Here is a 15,317-nt window from a genome sequence, read left to right as displayed (position 1 = left end):
CTCCTATCTAAAAATGTGGTGCAAATCCTTCATTAGCTTTGCAACCACATTTTTTCCTGCGTTTATTTTAACCTGTTTTACTTCGCTTCGCCATTCAATTGCTTCAGCAGGATGCCAACCGTGTTGACGACTTCTTCCTGCTTGACCTCAATGGTCTCACCGGTCTTACGGATTTTAACTTCCACGATTCCATCGGCCGCCTTCTTACCAATCGTAATCCGGATTGGCAGACCAATCAGATCGGAGTCGGCAAACTTAACACCGGCCCGTTCCTTCCGGTCATCAACCAGCACTTCGTAACCGGCAGCGGTCAGCTGCTTGTCCAGCTCGTCAGCCATGGCCATCTGATCATCCTTCTTTGCATTGACCGGAATGACGTGAACGTCAAACGGTGCAATGCTGTCTGGCCAGACCAGACCGTTTTCGTCCGCATTTTGTTCGGCCACCGCGGAGAGCAACCGGGTAACCCCGATTCCGTATGAACCCATGATCACGTCGACCAGGCGACCGTTGTTATCAAGTACCTGGGCACCGAGCTTTTCGGAATAGTGGGTCCCCAGCTTGAAGATGTGACCGACTTCGATCCCCGGCGTGAACTTCAGCGGCTGACCATCAGGAGCAATCTCCCCCTCCTTGACGTTCCGGAAGTCACCAAATTGGTCCACCCGGAAGTCGCGGTTAATGTTGGCATTGATGTAGTGGTGGCCATCATCATTGGCTCCACAGGCCATGTTAACCAGAACCTTGACGTAGTTGTCGGCCAGGATCTGAACATCTTCGCCAACGCCAACTGGGCCCAGGGAACCCGGGTGAGCGCCAAGGTACTTGACGGCATCCTCTTCATCGGCCAGCGTCAGGTCTTCGCAGTCCAGGGCGTTCTTGACCTTGGCCTCATTTACCTCGTCGTTGCCCCGCATCAGAACCATAACTGGCTGGTACTCGTCCTCACTCATCTTAGCCATGAAGAACATTGCCTTCAGGATCTGATCAGCAGGGATGCCCAGACTTTCGGCCGCTTCATCAACGGAGTGGGCGCCCGGCGTTGCCTTCTTGGTCAGCTCCGCCGGTTCAGCAGTCTGTTGAACACCGGTAAACTTGCTGGTGGCCTTCTCAATGTTGGCAGCGTAAGTCCCGTCGGTGTAAGCAATGATGTCTTCACCAACCTTAGCGGGTGCGGAGAATTCTTGAGAGTTCTTGCCCCCCATCGTTCCAGAATCGGCCAGGATGACCTTGTAGTTCAGGCCGACTCGGTCAAAGATGTTCCGGTAGGCCCGGGCCTGCTTGTCATAAGCCTCGTCCAGTCCCGCTTGATCCGCGGAGAAGGAGTAAGCATCCAGCATTTCGAATTCTTTGCCTCGCAAGATCCCGTAACGCGGCCGATCCTCGTCCCGGAACTTGTCCTGCAGCTGGTAAACAACCAGGGGCAGTTTCTTGTAGGACTTGATGCTGTCACGAATCACTTCCGTAAAGGTTTCCTCGTGGGTTGGACCCAGGATAAAGTCCCGATCACGCCGGTCCTTTAACTTAAAAAGGTTGTCACCATAAGTTTCGTAACGGCCTGATTCCTTCCATAGATCGGCAGGTAAAAGTCCTGGCATCATCATCTCAACGGCATCCGCCCGGTCCATCTCCTCGCGAATGATGTTTTCAACCTTGCGGATCACCCGGTAGGCCAGTGGCAGGTAGGACCAAACTCCGGCGGAAACCTGGTAGATGTAGCCGGCCCGAACCATCATCTGATGGCTCAAGGCTTCGGCATCGCTTGGTGCCTCTTTCTTGGTTGGAATCAAAACCTTTGATTGTCGCATAAAAAACTATTCCTCCAAACTCGTTTAACGAATAAAGTAACGCTGGATGTCGTTCCAGGTCACCAAAATCATCAATAGCATTAGTAACATGAAACCGATCATCGTCACAATCCCCTCTGCCTTTTCGGGGATTGGTCGACGAATGATTGCCTCAATAATATTTAATAACAGCTTTCCACCGTCGAGGGCTGGGATTGGCAACAGGTTGACAATCCCCAAGTTGATCGACAGTAATGCCAGAAAGTTTAAGACCCCGTTAAAACCGAGGGCCGTTGCCTGGGACGTGCCGGCATAGATTGCCACCGGACCACCAAGGTCGTTTAAGCTAAAGCCATGTGTAAACATACTCCCCAGCACGCTAAAAATCAAGGTGCCGGCCTGAACAAACCGTTGCCAGCCAAAGCTTAGGCGGGCCTTGACGCTGGTATTTTCTTCTTCTAGAATTCCAATCTGGCCGACGACTTGCTTCCCCTGGTGAACCGCCTTGGGCTTAACCTTCACCGTGTGCTGGTGGTGGTCATGAACATAGGTCAGTTGTACCGTTTTGCCCGGTTTGTCCGAAATACTGGTTGCCAGTTTGCTCCAGTTGCTGACCTTGGTTTTCCCTACCTTGGTGATGCGGTCCCCGGCCACTAAACCGGCCCGGGAAGCCACGGAATGGGCGTTGACCTGGCCAATTTTGTTGCTGTTAGTTGGCACCCCGCTCAGGGTAAAGCCGAGGATGATGAAGACGACCAGCGAAAGGATGAAATTATTCATCGGCCCAGCAAAATTAGTCATCATTCGGGCTGGCAGACTGGCCGAGCGGAACTGAACGTCCTTCGGTGCAATCTGCACGTGGGTCCCATCGTGCTCGATAATCACCGCATCATGGTTAACGGCGTAATTCTTTAGTTCGGTCTCGTCACCGTTGACGTAGCCCTTGATCCACAGCTCGTCTGTCAAGTCACAATCAACCAGCTGCAACGGGATTCCTTGAAAAAGCGATCCCTTAGAGCTGGCGTTAATCGTGACGACCTGGTTTTGCTCATTGAGCTGGATCGTCACCGGGGTCCCAGGACGCAGCTCGTCTTGGTCCTCATCGTCATTCCCGGCCAGACGGACATAGCCCCCAATCGGCAGGATCCGGACCGTATAGGTAGTGCCGTTCTTGCGTTTCCACCAGATCTTCGGCCCCATCCCGATGGAAAATTCTCGAACTAAAATTCCGGCACGCTTGGCAAAAAAATAGTGGCCGTATTCGTGCACCAGGACCAGGATCCCGAAGACCAGGATAAAGGTAATAATCGTTACTATCAAAAAATCACTTCTTTACGTTGCCGCTAAATAATGCCGAGCAGGTGCAGCATCGGCATTACAATCAGCATACTGTCAAACCGGTCTAGAATTCCACCGTGACCCGGCAAGATCTTTCCGGAATCCTTCACCCCGTAGAAACGCTTCAAGGACGATTCGATCAGGTCACCAAATTGGCCCATGATCGACAGAATAATTGTCAAAAGGACCATCGGCAACCAGGCACCGCCAACTGGTAGGAAGTAAAGATAAATCGCCAGGATGATGCTGGCAGAGACGGTCCCACCGATGGAACCTTCCCAAGTCTTATTGGGACTGATCTTCGGTGCCAGCTTATTCTTCCCAATCTTACGACCAATCAAGTAGGCGCCACTGTCGGTCAGCCAAACAATCAGCATCCCGTACAGAAGGGTCGTGAAGTTCACCGCCCGGGCAGCCACAAAGTAGTGGAAACCCAGCCCGATGTAGAGCATTGCCAGCGTTAAGACCCCGGCATCGTCAAAGGTAAACCGCTGCTTGCGCAAAACCGTGTGCAACAGTAGCAAAACTACCAAAACGTAAAAGCCGAACCAGCGAGTTGCCACGCTCGGCAAAAAGTCCAGCCAGCTATCGGGCAGGATTAAGAGTGCCACCCCAAGGTAACTGACGATGGCCTCAAAGGAAATTAAAAACATTTTCTTCATGACCAAAATTTCCGACATGGCAATGATTCCCAACGCCACGGCCGCAACCGTTAGCGGCCAGTGTCCGTAGACGATCAATGGAATAAAGATCGCCAGGGCAACTACCGCGGTAATTATCCGTGTTTTCATTTATTTCAAATCCTCCTTATTGATTGACAAGCCCACCGAAACGTCGGTGGCGGCCCTGAAAGTCGATGATGGCCCGCTTCAGTGAATCACCATCGAAGTCCGGCCAGTGCTCGTCGACAAACTCTAGCTCACTGTAACCGATCTGCCAAAGCATGAAGTTGCTGATCCGTTCCTCACCACTGGTCCGAATCAAGAGGTCTGGATCAGCTAGCTCACCAAGCGGCGCCGACATCAAATGGTCGCTGATCGTCTGTTCCGTGATGTTTGCCGGGTCTAATTGGCCGTCTTGAACTTCGCTCGCAATTTGCTTAACCGCCCGGGTAATCTCGTCCCGGCTGCCGTAGTTAAGGGCAAAGTTTAGCACCATCCCGTCACAGTCAGCCGTATCCTTAATGGCATCGTTGACCGCTTTTTGCGTTGCTTCAGGTAAGCGCGTTGTGTCGCCCATCACCATCACCCGAACGTTGTGCTTGACCAGGTCGGGAACAAAGGTGGAGAAAAAGCGGATCGGCAGCTGCATCAGGTAGTTAACCTCGGAGCTGGGCCGCTTCCAATTTTCAGTCGAAAAAGCATAAAGCGACAGAACCTTGACACCTAAGTCACTGGCGGCCATGGTGACTGTCTTGACGGTTTGCATTCCCTGCTTATGACCAGCCACCCGAGGAAGGTGCCGCTTTTGTGCCCAGCGACCGTTGCCATCCATGATGATTGCGATGTGGGCCGGAATGCGGCTCATATCCAGTGCCTGCTCTTGGCTAACATCTTTCTTACTGGAAAACAAATATTTCGCCTCCGTTGCTAAGATTTATCAAATTTTCACTCATTAATTATAAAGCTGCTCGGATTAAAAAGCTACTTGATAGAAAAGCAAAAAGACGGGGATGGTGTGCCCCACCCTCGTCGATTGCGCTCAAATTCAATTAGCCTTCCAGCAGTTCTTTTTCCTTGGCAGCAGCAATGTCTTCCAGGTTCTTGATGCCGGCATCGGTCTCGTCTTGAACCTTCTTTTCGAGGTCGTGGAAGACGTCGTCGTTAAAGTCGCCGTCCTTGTTCCCCTTCTTCAGGTCGTCCATGGCTTCACGCCGGACATTTCGAACAGCCACCTTGGACTTTTCCATTTCAGCCTTAACCTGCTTAACCAGTTCCTTCCGGCGGTCTTCCGTTAATTGTGGGATGATCAACCGGATGGCGGTCCCGTCGTTTTGCGGTGTCAGGCCCAGGTTAGAAGCGTAGATTGCTCGTTCGATTTCTTCGAGGATACTCCCGTCGTACGGGGTGATCAGCAGTTGCCGGGCTTCCGGAATCGTGATCGAAGCCACCTGATTCAGTGGCGTTGGAGCTCCGTAGTATTCAACCTTGATCGAGTTCAGCAAGCTCGCGTTGGCTTGACCGGCCCGAATGTCGGCCAGGGTCCGTTGCAGAGCTTCCCCGGACTTTTTCATCTTGTCCTTAGCACTCTTTAAAATTTCATTTCCATTAGCCATAATTTAGTCCCCCTCAATGGTCGTGCCGACGTGCTGGCCGGTAACAACCTTCATAATGTTTCCTGGCGTGTTGAGATTGAAGACGACCAGCGGAATGTGGTTGTCCATCGACAACGAGCTAGCAGTCGTGTCCATCACGTGCAGGTTCTTTTCAATCAGATCCATGTGAGTCAGGTGATCAAACTTAGCAGCCTCGGGATCCTTGTTCGGGTCGGCAGAGTAAACGCCATCGACGCCGTTCTTTCCCATCAGGATTGCATCGGCGTTGATTTCAGCAGCCCGCAATGCCGCCGTAGTGTCAGTGGAGAAGTATGGGCTCCCCGTGCCACCAGCAAAGATCACAATCCGGTTCTTTTCCAGGTGCCGGATAGCCTTGCGCCGGATGTATGGTTCGGCAATCTGCCGCATCTCAATCGAGGTCTGAACTCGGGTTGGCACGTCGATTGATTCCAAAGCATCCTGCAGGGAAAGACCGTTCATGATGGTGGCCAGCATCCCGATGTAGTCGGCCTGGGCCCGTTCCATTCCCAGCTGTTCGCCGGTCACGCCCCGCCACATGTTACCACCACCGACAACGATGGCAATCTGAACGCCGAGGTCATGAACCGCCTTCAATTCCTTGGCAACGTCCTTTAAGACAGGTGGATTAATGCCGAAGCCCTTTTCACCGGCCAGTGCTTCGCCGCTAAGCTTAAGGATTACACGATTATACTTAATATTAGCCATAGTTTCCTCCTAGGAATTTGTTAAGTGACGTATTGTAAAAAAGGACGCACTACAGCGAGTACGTCCTTTCGCCAATCGAACCTTAGTTCATTTGGTCCTTAACTTCTTGAGCGAAGTCATCCTGCTTCTTTTCGATCCCTTCACCGACTTCGTAACGGATGAAGGACTTCAGCTTACCGTCGTTGGCAGCAACGTATTCGGCAACCGTTTGGTCTGGGTTCTTAACAAAGTCCTGGTCAGCCAGGCAGATCTGGGACAGGAACTTGTTGAGCCGACCTTCGACAATCTTGTCGACAATCTTTTCAGGCTTACCTTCGTTCAACGTTTCTTCCTTGAAGACGGCACGTTCGTGGTCCAGCCGGTCTTGAGAAACTTCTTCACGAGTCATGAATTCAGGGTTGATGGCAGCAACGTGCATTGCAACGTCCTTAGCAGTGGCTTCGTTAGCGCCTTCCAGAACAACTAAGGCTGCAATTTGGCCACCCTGGTGCAGGTAAGCACCGAAGCTGTCGCCGTCGTTCTTTTCAACAACAGTGAACCGCCGCAGGCTAACCTTTTCACCGGTCTTTTGGGTGGTGCTGATGATGTCGTCGTTCAACGTTCCGTTAGCCGTCTTGATGGCCAGTGCTTCTTCAACGTTGGCAGGCTTGTTTTCACTGATCAGCTTGGTAACTTCCTTCAGCAGGGCCTTGAATGGTTCACTAGCAGCCACGAAGTCCGTTTCGGAGTTCAGTTCAACGATGGCAGCGGTGTTGCCATTAACTGCGATGTCAGCCAGACCTTCCGCAGCAACCCGACTGCTCTTCTTAGCAGCCTTGGCAATCCCCTTTTCACGCAGGTAGTCCATTGCCTTGTCCATGTCGCCGTCGCTGGCAACCAATGCCTTCTTGGCATCCATGATTCCGGCACCGGACTTCTTCCGTAATTCCATAACTTGAGCAGCTTTAATTTCAGCCATGACTAGATCTCTCCTTTGATAATCCCTGGGATTTAATAAAAAATGGGCTGTTTGTACTTAGGGCCACAATGGTCCATAACACAAAACAGCCCAAGTATTTAATAACTAATTTTAGTCCTTACCTTCAACACTGTTCTTCAGGTTCTGCAGAGAATCTTCGCTAACAGTCGTGTCTTCGGCGTTGTCTTCAGCAGCTTCGTCACTTGCTTGTTGCGTGTCGTCTTGACCCTGCTTACCTTCAACAACGGCGTCAGCCATCTTTGAAGTGATCAGACGAACGGCACGAATAGCATCATCGTTTGATGGAATTACGTAGTCGATGTCATCTGGGTCAGTGTTGGTGTCGACCATGGCAACGATTGGAATGTGCAGCTTTTGTGCTTCGTGAACGGCGATTTGTTCCTTGTGTGGGTCAACGATGTACATTACATCTGGGATCCGTGGCATGTCTTCGATCCCGCCCAGGAACCGTTCCAGCTTTTCGCGTTGCTTGGTCAGAACAGCAACTTCCTTCTTTGGCAGAACATCAAAGGTACCGTCTTCGCTCATCTTCTTGAGTTCCTTCAGACGAGCAATCCGGGATTGGATGGTCTTCCAGTTGGTCAGGGTACCACCTAACCAACGGTGGTTAACGTAGTACTGGCCGGCACGGGTAGCTTCTTCTTCGATAGAATCCTGAGCCTGCTTCTTGGTACCAACAAAGAGAACAACGCCGCCCTTAGCAGCAACGTCCTTCACGTAGTTGTAAGCAGTGTCAATCATCTTGACCGTCTTCTGCAGGTCAATGATGTAGATACCGTTCCGTTCCGTGAAGATGTATTCTTCCATCTTTGGGTTCCAACGACGAGTCTGGTGACCGAAGTGGACACCGGCTTCAAGCAATTGCTTCATAGTAACAACAGACATAAATAAACCTCCAAAATGTTTTTCCTCCCCATGGCTCAGTTAATTGCAGGAACTTTTCAGGTGAAAAGCACGTCCCGAATTATCACCATAGGTGTGTTATATGTTGTTAAACACCGTTTAATAGTATACAAAAAAGCTTGTCCAATGACAAGCTTTTTGATCATTAAATTGACTGGTGGTGGTTGATTCGGTAGTATTGGCTGACGATCACCCCGTGTTCTTTAAGATAGCGAACCTTGGCAGCGCGGGGCTGGTGCTTAAAATGATACTCGGCACTCAGAGCAGCGGGCTTGCTGGCAAACTCCTCCTGATAAATCAGGCGGAGCGGGTGACGCCGGCGTACCCGGGTGTACTTGGCGCCGTGGCAGGCTTGGTGGGTGGCAAAGCGGCGGGCAACGTTATTGGTAAAGCCACAATAAAGCGTATCATCGGCGCAGTATAAAACGTAAATGTAATACTTACTGCTGGCCATAAAGCAATTTTTGCACCTCCGGCAAATACTCCCCATCATCCCCGCTGACGACCAGTGGCGGTACGACCTTTAATCCACCCGGCTTGCCGTCCTTAATGACTTCCAGGAGAAGCATATTAGCGTCGCGCTGGGCCTTGGGATGAATCAGACGCAATCGTTTGGGAACCAACCGCCACTCTTGCATCGTCGTCAGAATTTCAGTCAGCCGGTCCGGCCGATGAACTAGGTAACCGTGACCGTTCATCTTTAACAGGCCGCTCATCTGCTGAGCCACCATTTGCAGGTTGGTTGCGATCTCGTGTCGGGCCAGGGCCAGGTAGCGATTCGGGTTCTTCTGGCTCTTGGCCGTCACCGGAAAATAGGGCGGGTTGCATAGTACCACGTCAGCCGAGTCCTTGGGAACCTGGGTGAAGACATCCTTAATGTCCATATTCAGCACCCGGTAACGATCACCCAAGCCGTTGAGTTCAATGCTGCGCTTGGCCATGTCCGCGATCCGGGGCTGTAATTCGACCTCGGTAAAAGTCCCCCCAAGTTTATTATGTAGGAAGAGTCCGATTGCCCCGTTGCCGGCACAGAGGTCGACCGTCTTCAGCTTGTGACGATGATTTTCCCGGACAAAGTCGGCGAGCAGGACCGCATCCAGTGAAAAAGCAAAGCAGCTCGGGCTCTGAATAATCTGAACATCCTGACTGTAAAGTTGGTCGATGCGCTCATCGTCCTTCAGTAGTGATGATGGTTCCATTTACTTCTTTCCTTTCTTTTCCGCTTGCATCTTCTAAGCTTTTTCGTCATACTTAGGGGCTAGATAAGTAATTTGAATTTGATTGGAAGAAAAAAGATGCTTTATAATTTTCTAGTAAAAATTGTCAATCCGCTGCTCAACCTGATCAATGGCCGGGCGAAAATTTATAATCGTGAAAACCTGCCGGAAGGGAACTACGTAGTCGTCGCTCCCCACCGCACCTGGATGGATCCGGTCCTGATTGCTTTGGCGATCTGGCCGAAGAAATTCAGCTTCATGGCCAAGAAGGAACTGTTCGAAAACCCGCTCGCCAACAAATTTCTCCGGGCCCTCAACGCCTTCCCGGTCGACCGGAAGAATCCGGGACCGTCAGTGATTAAGACACCGGTCAAAATGCTGCGCAAAACCGACCTGTCGACGATCATCTTTCCGACCGGCTCGCGCTACTCGGCAAAGCTCAAAGGTGGTGCGGTCGTGATCGCCAAGATGGCCGGCGTTCCCCTCGTGCCCGTGGTTTACCAGGGTCCATTGAAGTTCGGACAGCTCTTTAGCCGCAAACCCCGCAACATCGCCTTTGGTAAGCCAATCTATATCGATCGCAAGATGCGGCTGACGGACGAGAATCAGGCCAAGATCGAGCAGGAAATGCAAACTGCCTTCGACCAGCTCGACTCCCAGATCAACCCCGATTTCCATTACATCATGCCACCTAAACCCAAGGATGATAATTTCTAAAAAATAAAAGGGATGCGTTCCGGCATCCCTTTTATTTTTACTTGCGGTTTGCTTTCCGCGCTTGTGTCTTCATGGTCTGCATCATCTGGTGAAGCTTCCGGCTCGAAGGCTTCTGTCCCATCTGAAGCATCATTGTCCGCAGCATTTCTTCAGAAATCGGTGGATTATTACGAAGGTAATTTTCCATGTACTTACGGGCGCCGAAGAAACCGACAACCAGGCCAACCAATAATCCCAGGATGGTCCATAAAATTGTCATACCCACGACTAATTCCTCCTTTGGTTAGTTACCTTTCCATCTTACACGATCGCGGGACGCTTGAAAAGGTAAAATCTGGACTTAATCGTCGCGCAGGCCTTTTTTGCGTTGAATCTGACGAACCTTTTCGGGAGTAACTTCCTTGCCGTTTTTGTCAAAGATCCGCATCATCTCAATATTGCTCCGCATTGCTTTGCGGAAATTCTTGATATATTCACGCCGCAGCCGTTCCCGTTCCCGGGTTTCCGGTTCGGTCAGCCCTTCTGTCTTGTTCTTGTGGGCCAATTCATTGATTCGCTTTAACAGTTCATCCTGTTCCTTTGATTCAGTCATCCACGGACCCTTCCTTTCCTATTCTAACGGCTTAGATTTTACCGAATTTGGTCTTTAATTGCAAATTATCCGTATACGGAAAACGGTGACGAACGTACGTTTGAAATACAATTTCTGCTATGGTATCCTTTACATAATAAGTAATAATGAGGTGTAAGTATGCCAAGAGCTGCTAAAAACAAACAAATGGCGGTCTTAAGCTACATCCACAAGCAGGTCACCGAACACGGCTATCCGCCGACGGTTCGGGAGATCTGCAGTGCGGTGGGCCTATCATCGACATCAACCGTCCACGGACACATTACCCGCCTGATTGACAAGGGCTTTTTACGCAAGGACTCGGCGAAACCCCGGGCACTTGAGATCACACCCAAGGGGTTGGATCTGCTCGGTGTTAAGCCAATGCAAACCAAAATCCCCATGTTGGGGGTTGTTACCGCCGGGCAGCCAATCTTGGCGGTCCAAGATGCAACGGACTTCTTCCCAATTCCCCCTTCGATCCAAGATAATAACGACCTCTTCATGCTAACAATTCGCGGCACCAGTATGATCAAGGCCGGCATTCTGAATGGCGACCAGGTCATCGTCCGCAAGCAATCCACGGCGAAGAATGGTGACATCGTAATCGCAATGAACGACGACAACGAAGCCACCTGCAAGCGTTTCTTCAAGGAAAAGACCCGTTTCCGTCTTCAACCGGAGAACGACACCATGGCCCCCATTTTCCTGCAAAACGTCAAGATCCTCGGTAAGGTTGTCGGGCTCTTCCGTGATCATATCTTTTAATAGTTACCAAAATCGGCAGTGCATTCAAGCGTGCACTGCCGATTTTTTTATTGATTACGTTGATAGATGCGTTGATGATTTTCTTGCCCCGCTAGTACAAATGGCAGCTGATCAGTGGTCAGGTCAAACTGCTGGTCTGCCGAATTCATTCCCAGTTGGGCGTTAAAAAGCTGTTCGTATTCATCAATTGAAACCTGGTGCCGCGCGGCCAGGTCGGCTTGAATGTCATTGAGGTGCTTGGCAAAGCCTTCCTGGACGATGCCGCTATAGAATTCGCCCTCGGCCCCGGAGCCGTAACTAAACAGGCCCAGCCGATCACCGACCCGGGCTTGGCCATTTTGCAACAACGACATCAATCCCAGGTAGAGCGAACCGGTATAGAGATTGCCAACTTGCCGACAATATACCTGCTCGGCGGTTAACTGCTCCCGCATCCACTGAGCAGTCGGGTCAGTTCGCTGACCCAGCAGTGCCTCCAACGCCTTTTTCCCCATCTTAGTAAATGGCAGGTGGAAGGCCATTCCGGCAAAGTCCTCCAGCCGTCGCCCGGTCAGTTGCTGATAACGGGTAAAAGTCTGCAAGAAGAAATCGATGTAGACGTTGGTCGAGTACTTCCCGTCCACCATTGCCTCGGTGGCGTAAAGTGGTCGCCAGAAGTCCATGATGTCCTTGCTGTAGGAGACCGCCGTCGGTTCGATCGCTAAGACATGCGGGTTGGCACCAATTAGCATCGCCACGGCCCCCGCACCCTGGGTCACCTCACCGGGAGTATTCAAGCCATAGCGAGCAATGTCGGCCGCGATGACCAGCACCGTTTCCTGTGGATTTAACGCCACTAGCCCCCGGGCAAACTGAATGGCCGCGGTCCCGGAATAACAGGCTTCCTTGAGTTCCACGGTGCGCACAAAATCGTTTAATCCCAGCAGATGTTTAATGTAGATCGCACTGGCCTTGGAATTATCGATTCCTGATTCGGTGGCCACAATGATCGTCGAAATGGTTTTCACATTCGTTGCGTTTAGCAGCTTCTCGGCTGCAGCCGCCCCCAGAGTAACGATATCCTGAGTGGGCGGAACCACCGCCTGCCGATCCTGGCCAATGCCGATGGTGTACTTATTGGGATCAACACCGCGCTTTTTTGCTAATTCACGCAGGTCAATGTACTGATCCGTGGTCGCAAAAGCCATTTCATCAATTCCAATCTTCATTTCTTCATCCCCATTTTACATTTTGTCCATTGTTTGATTTAGCAGGCCGTCCACAATATTGTTCCCTCGGTTGTCCGCGTGCCCCTTCGTCCATTGAAAAGACAAGTGGGCAAATTGCGGCAAGAGGCGCAGCAGCAATTGCCACTGCTCAGAATTAGCCACCGGCGAGCCAGACGCGGTTCGCCAGCCCCGGCGCTGCCAGCCATAAAGCCAGCCCTTCGTGATCGGGTCCAAGACATAGTGGGAATCCAAGGTAGCCGCGATCGTTTCATTATTAAGATGGTGGTCTAGCAGGAACTGCAGAGCGTTTATCAGAGCCAGAATTTCCATCTTGTTGTTGGTGGCACCGTATTCGCCGCCCGTTCCCGTTTGCTGGGCGCCCTGGTACTCAATCAAGTAGGCCCAGGCTGCCCTGTCACTCGTCTTGACGTGCTGGCCCCGTTTATTGCCATGATTGCGTGAGCCCCCATCGGTATACAGTTTGATTGCTGCCGGTTGCGTTGGGCGTCCCTGGTCACCCAACGCTAACTGTAGCTGCTGAGGACGATGCTGCCTTGGTTGGGGCTGCTGCAGCCAGGTCAGGGCCTGTTGGCGACTGGTAAAACTCTTGTAGACCGCACCGGAAAAGCCACTCACCTGGCGCTGGCATTCCGCCCAGGTGGTATAAATACCGGGTATCCGGCCACGCTTAACCGCGTAGTACTTTTTTGTCATTGATCCCAATCCTTTCTCATCACCGTTCCATTATACACTATTGCGGACGCTTGCCAATTTTACACCTAGGCCTTATCCAGTCACGAAGTATCTCCCCTGCCCATAATAGCCAAGCCAACAGCGAAACGGCAATCAACCCGTTAAGCCATGTCGGCGGAACATAGACTAAATAGGCAACGTTGCGTCCCTTTTGTTGCTTAACCGTCGGGGAGCCGATCAGCGACCGTGTAAAATGGTTAACCTGGTGACCATTCACAATCAATTTAGAGTACCGATAGGTTACAACTGGCAATTGTTTGGTCCCCTTTTTTGTCGTGGACCAGGTTAGTTTCAGTCGGCCCCCGCTAACTGCCCGAATTTGAACGTTGGAGACCCGATCGACCACCGAATTGGCATAGCTCTCAGCAGCTACCATCGCCGAAGTGTTTGCCCTTTTAGACGCTAGGTAGTCTGGAATCCGTTTTTGCAATTCTTTTAAGAACTGACGGTAGTCGCTCGCGCGGGTCGCCTGCAGAACCTCTTGCCGATCCTTAGCACTATTATCCTTTCCCACGGAAGTCGTCTTGCTTTCTAAGACCCGTGGCATGAAGCCGACTTGCGCTCGATGATTAATTACCCGGCCGGCCTGACCCAAGCAGATCAGCCAAAGCAGTACTAAGACAGTGCCACCAAAGCGACAAGCGAGTTTGGGACCGCGCTGATTCATAATTAGACCAAAGGAAAATGCCATCCCAAGCATCAGTAAAGGATAAGTCAGAATCGTCAGACGCACCGGAAACTGCAGATAGCGACTAATGCTTGGAAAGATTTTAACCAGACGCGTCCACGGGAAAAAGTGCGAACTACCCCACAAAAAGATAAAACCCGTGACTGTGACTACTAAGTTCAAGCGGTTCTTTCGCCAAGTAACGGCAGCAAAAAGGAGCTGGCACAAGAGGATACTCAGAAAAAAGATGGTAATCGAGGTGCGGGTGTTGGAAAACGGATCGAGACGCAACGTATTCTTGATGACATCGAAGTCCGCCGGCATGACCAGATGGTTGGTTAGGCTCAAAAAGATTAGCGGTCCCAGGGTATTGGCCGTTAAAATCAGTGTTACACCGACCGCCTTCCCCGTTTGAACCAATACCTGGCGCTTGGCCACCGCAATTTTTAATCCATACAGCCAGGCGGGAACCAATAGGAGCATAAACAAGATGGCACTGAGCAAGTGAACCTCAATCGTAATGCTCATCAGTAGTGCCAGACTTTTCCAATGAATCGGGTGCTGGGAATCCGTGACTATCCAGAAAAGAACCTGCAGCAAATACGGGGCTAGCATCGCGCCGAGCGCAGTAGCGTTATTTCCCGTTTGCCAGCGGGAGACCCAGCCAATCGTTAAGTAGACGCTGGCCGTTAGTGCGGCAATCAATTGCGAAAGCTCAAAACGCCGAACTAGTCGATACATTCCATAGCCTGCAATTAAATAAATGATCAAGCTCGCTAAAAGCTGATACTGGGCCCAACTGTGGACCACAAACAACAGGAGGCCGTTAAGATAGGCAAAGAGTGGGCCATAGACGGCATTCACGATTCGGCCGCTCTGGTTAAAACTGTAGATTGATTGAAACCAGCTAAAATTGTTCTTACGCAGCTGTGAATAGGTCTCGTAAAAACGATTGTAGTGAAAAACACTATCGGCGCCAACGATGGGATGATTAGTAATTGTTTGGCTAAGAAGCAAGCCGCCAGCCGTTAAGACGATCAGAATGCAAGCATAGTTATTTTTGAGAATCAGTTTAAGCCGCTGGCATTTTGTCATAGCTATTCCACCCTTACCGATTTAGTCTTGGAAGAATTATAACCAGCAAGTATGAAATAAAATGGAAGGCCACACTAATTTTCCTTGGGGAAATAAAGATTGATGGACAAATGAAATGATAGACAAATAAAAAGAACCCTTCTATATCAAGCAATGTCATTAAGTTAAGAGCTTGACAATTAGTGGTCGGTTCTTACAGGATGTCGTTTGAAAAGTAATTCGTTAATTTTAAGGCCACCTAAGTAGTAATCGCGGTTACTAATTAGGTGGCCTT

The 15,317-nt window shown here is 50.8% G+C and carries 17 protein-coding genes; 2 read left to right on the top strand and 15 right to left on the bottom strand.

From position 1 onward, the window contains the following. Positions 1-77: 77 nt before the first annotated feature. The 10 genes from OCT58_RS05165 to OCT58_RS05120 all read right to left on the bottom strand — a co-directional run bounded on the left by OCT58_RS05165 (position 78) and on the right by OCT58_RS05120 (position 9,207). On the bottom strand, positions 78-1,808 hold the full coding sequence (locus OCT58_RS05165) for a proline--tRNA ligase (protein WP_267201819.1): 1,731 nt from the start codon (positions 1,806-1,808) through the stop codon (positions 78-80). Positions 1,809-1,832: 24 nt separating this feature from the next. Further along, the gene (rseP, locus tag OCT58_RS05160; RefSeq protein ID WP_267201818.1) at positions 1,833-3,107 is read right to left on the bottom strand and encodes an RIP metalloprotease RseP; all 1,275 of its coding nucleotides are present in this window, start codon (positions 3,105-3,107) and stop codon (positions 1,833-1,835) included. Between the two features lie 23 nt (positions 3,108-3,130). Continuing rightward, on the bottom strand, positions 3,131-3,916 hold the full coding sequence (locus tag OCT58_RS05155; protein WP_267201817.1) for a phosphatidate cytidylyltransferase: 786 nt from the start codon (positions 3,914-3,916) through the stop codon (positions 3,131-3,133). A 16-nt stretch (positions 3,917-3,932) separates the two neighbouring features. Then, complete coding sequence (gene uppS, locus OCT58_RS05150; protein WP_438361113.1) at positions 3,933-4,652, bottom strand: undecaprenyl pyrophosphate synthase; 720 nt, start codon at positions 4,650-4,652, stop codon at positions 3,933-3,935. A 184-nt stretch (positions 4,653-4,836) separates the two neighbouring features. After that, positions 4,837-5,400: a ribosome recycling factor gene (frr, locus tag OCT58_RS05145; RefSeq protein ID WP_267201815.1), complete on the bottom strand. Its 564-nt coding sequence runs from the start codon at positions 5,398-5,400 to the stop codon at positions 4,837-4,839. Positions 5,401-5,403: 3 nt separating this feature from the next. Next, complete coding sequence (pyrH, locus tag OCT58_RS05140; protein WP_267201814.1) at positions 5,404-6,126, bottom strand: UMP kinase; 723 nt, start codon at positions 6,124-6,126, stop codon at positions 5,404-5,406. Positions 6,127-6,208: 82 nt separating this feature from the next. Further along, on the bottom strand, positions 6,209-7,084 hold the full coding sequence (gene tsf / locus OCT58_RS05135) for a translation elongation factor Ts (protein ID WP_267201813.1): 876 nt from the start codon (positions 7,082-7,084) through the stop codon (positions 6,209-6,211). 111 nt (positions 7,085-7,195) lie between these two features. After that, positions 7,196-7,990: a 30S ribosomal protein S2 gene (rpsB, locus tag OCT58_RS05130; protein WP_267201812.1), complete on the bottom strand. Its 795-nt coding sequence runs from the start codon at positions 7,988-7,990 to the stop codon at positions 7,196-7,198. A gap of 163 nt (positions 7,991-8,153) precedes the next feature. Beyond that, positions 8,154-8,462 carry a GIY-YIG nuclease family protein gene (locus OCT58_RS05125; protein WP_267201811.1) on the bottom strand — a complete coding sequence of 103 codons (309 nt, stop codon included), beginning with the start codon at positions 8,460-8,462 and terminating at the stop codon, positions 8,154-8,156. After that, positions 8,449-9,207 (bottom strand): tRNA1(Val) (adenine(37)-N6)-methyltransferase, encoded by a 759-nt coding sequence (locus OCT58_RS05120; RefSeq protein ID WP_267201810.1) that lies wholly within the window; start codon positions 9,205-9,207, stop codon positions 8,449-8,451. The genes OCT58_RS05125 and OCT58_RS05120 overlap by 14 nt, the downstream gene beginning before the upstream one ends. Positions 9,208-9,303: 96 nt before the next feature. On the opposite strand from OCT58_RS05120, the gene OCT58_RS05115 reads away from it, so the two are divergent. Next, positions 9,304-9,942 carry a lysophospholipid acyltransferase family protein gene (locus tag OCT58_RS05115; RefSeq protein ID WP_267201809.1) on the top strand — a complete coding sequence of 213 codons (639 nt, stop codon included), beginning with the start codon at positions 9,304-9,306 and terminating at the stop codon, positions 9,940-9,942. Between the two features lie 37 nt (positions 9,943-9,979). Here the strand turns inward: OCT58_RS05115 and OCT58_RS05110 are convergent, their stop codons facing one another. Both OCT58_RS05110 and OCT58_RS05105 read right to left on the bottom strand, forming a co-directional pair. Beyond that, positions 9,980-10,201, bottom strand: coding sequence for a YneF family protein (locus OCT58_RS05110; RefSeq protein ID WP_305069090.1), 222 nt, complete (start codon positions 10,199-10,201; stop codon positions 9,980-9,982). Positions 10,202-10,282: 81 nt separating this feature from the next. Continuing rightward, positions 10,283-10,534 (bottom strand): DUF896 domain-containing protein, encoded by a 252-nt coding sequence (locus tag OCT58_RS05105; RefSeq protein ID WP_267201807.1) that lies wholly within the window; start codon positions 10,532-10,534, stop codon positions 10,283-10,285. A gap of 159 nt (positions 10,535-10,693) precedes the next feature. Between OCT58_RS05105 and lexA the strand changes: the two genes are divergently transcribed. Next, the gene (lexA, locus tag OCT58_RS05100; RefSeq protein WP_267201806.1) at positions 10,694-11,320 is read left to right on the top strand and encodes a transcriptional repressor LexA; all 627 of its coding nucleotides are present in this window, start codon (positions 10,694-10,696) and stop codon (positions 11,318-11,320) included. Between the two features lie 47 nt (positions 11,321-11,367). Here the strand turns inward: lexA and OCT58_RS05095 are convergent, their stop codons facing one another. Genes OCT58_RS05095 through OCT58_RS05085 form a run of 3 tightly spaced genes read right to left on the bottom strand, consistent with a single transcriptional unit; the run spans position 11,368 to position 15,043 of the window. Continuing rightward, a complete protein-coding gene (locus OCT58_RS05095; RefSeq protein WP_267201805.1) occupies positions 11,368-12,528 on the bottom strand; it encodes a hydroxymethylglutaryl-CoA synthase in 1,161 nt (386 codons plus the stop codon). A 15-nt stretch (positions 12,529-12,543) separates the two neighbouring features. Next, on the bottom strand, positions 12,544-13,242 hold the full coding sequence (locus OCT58_RS05090; protein WP_267201804.1) for a ribonuclease H family protein: 699 nt from the start codon (positions 13,240-13,242) through the stop codon (positions 12,544-12,546). A gap of 37 nt (positions 13,243-13,279) precedes the next feature. Next, positions 13,280-15,043 carry a putative glycosyltransferase family protein gene (locus OCT58_RS05085; RefSeq protein WP_267201803.1) on the bottom strand — a complete coding sequence of 588 codons (1,764 nt, stop codon included), beginning with the start codon at positions 15,041-15,043 and terminating at the stop codon, positions 13,280-13,282. Positions 15,044-15,317: the final 274 nt, after the last annotated feature.

It is taken from the genome of Limosilactobacillus kribbianus, from assembly GCF_026413145.1.
Lineage (GTDB): Bacteria > Bacillota > Bacilli > Lactobacillales > Lactobacillaceae > Limosilactobacillus > Limosilactobacillus kribbianus.
Note: the sequence above shows the minus strand (reverse complement) of the source record. Positions and strands in the feature narration are given on the sequence as shown.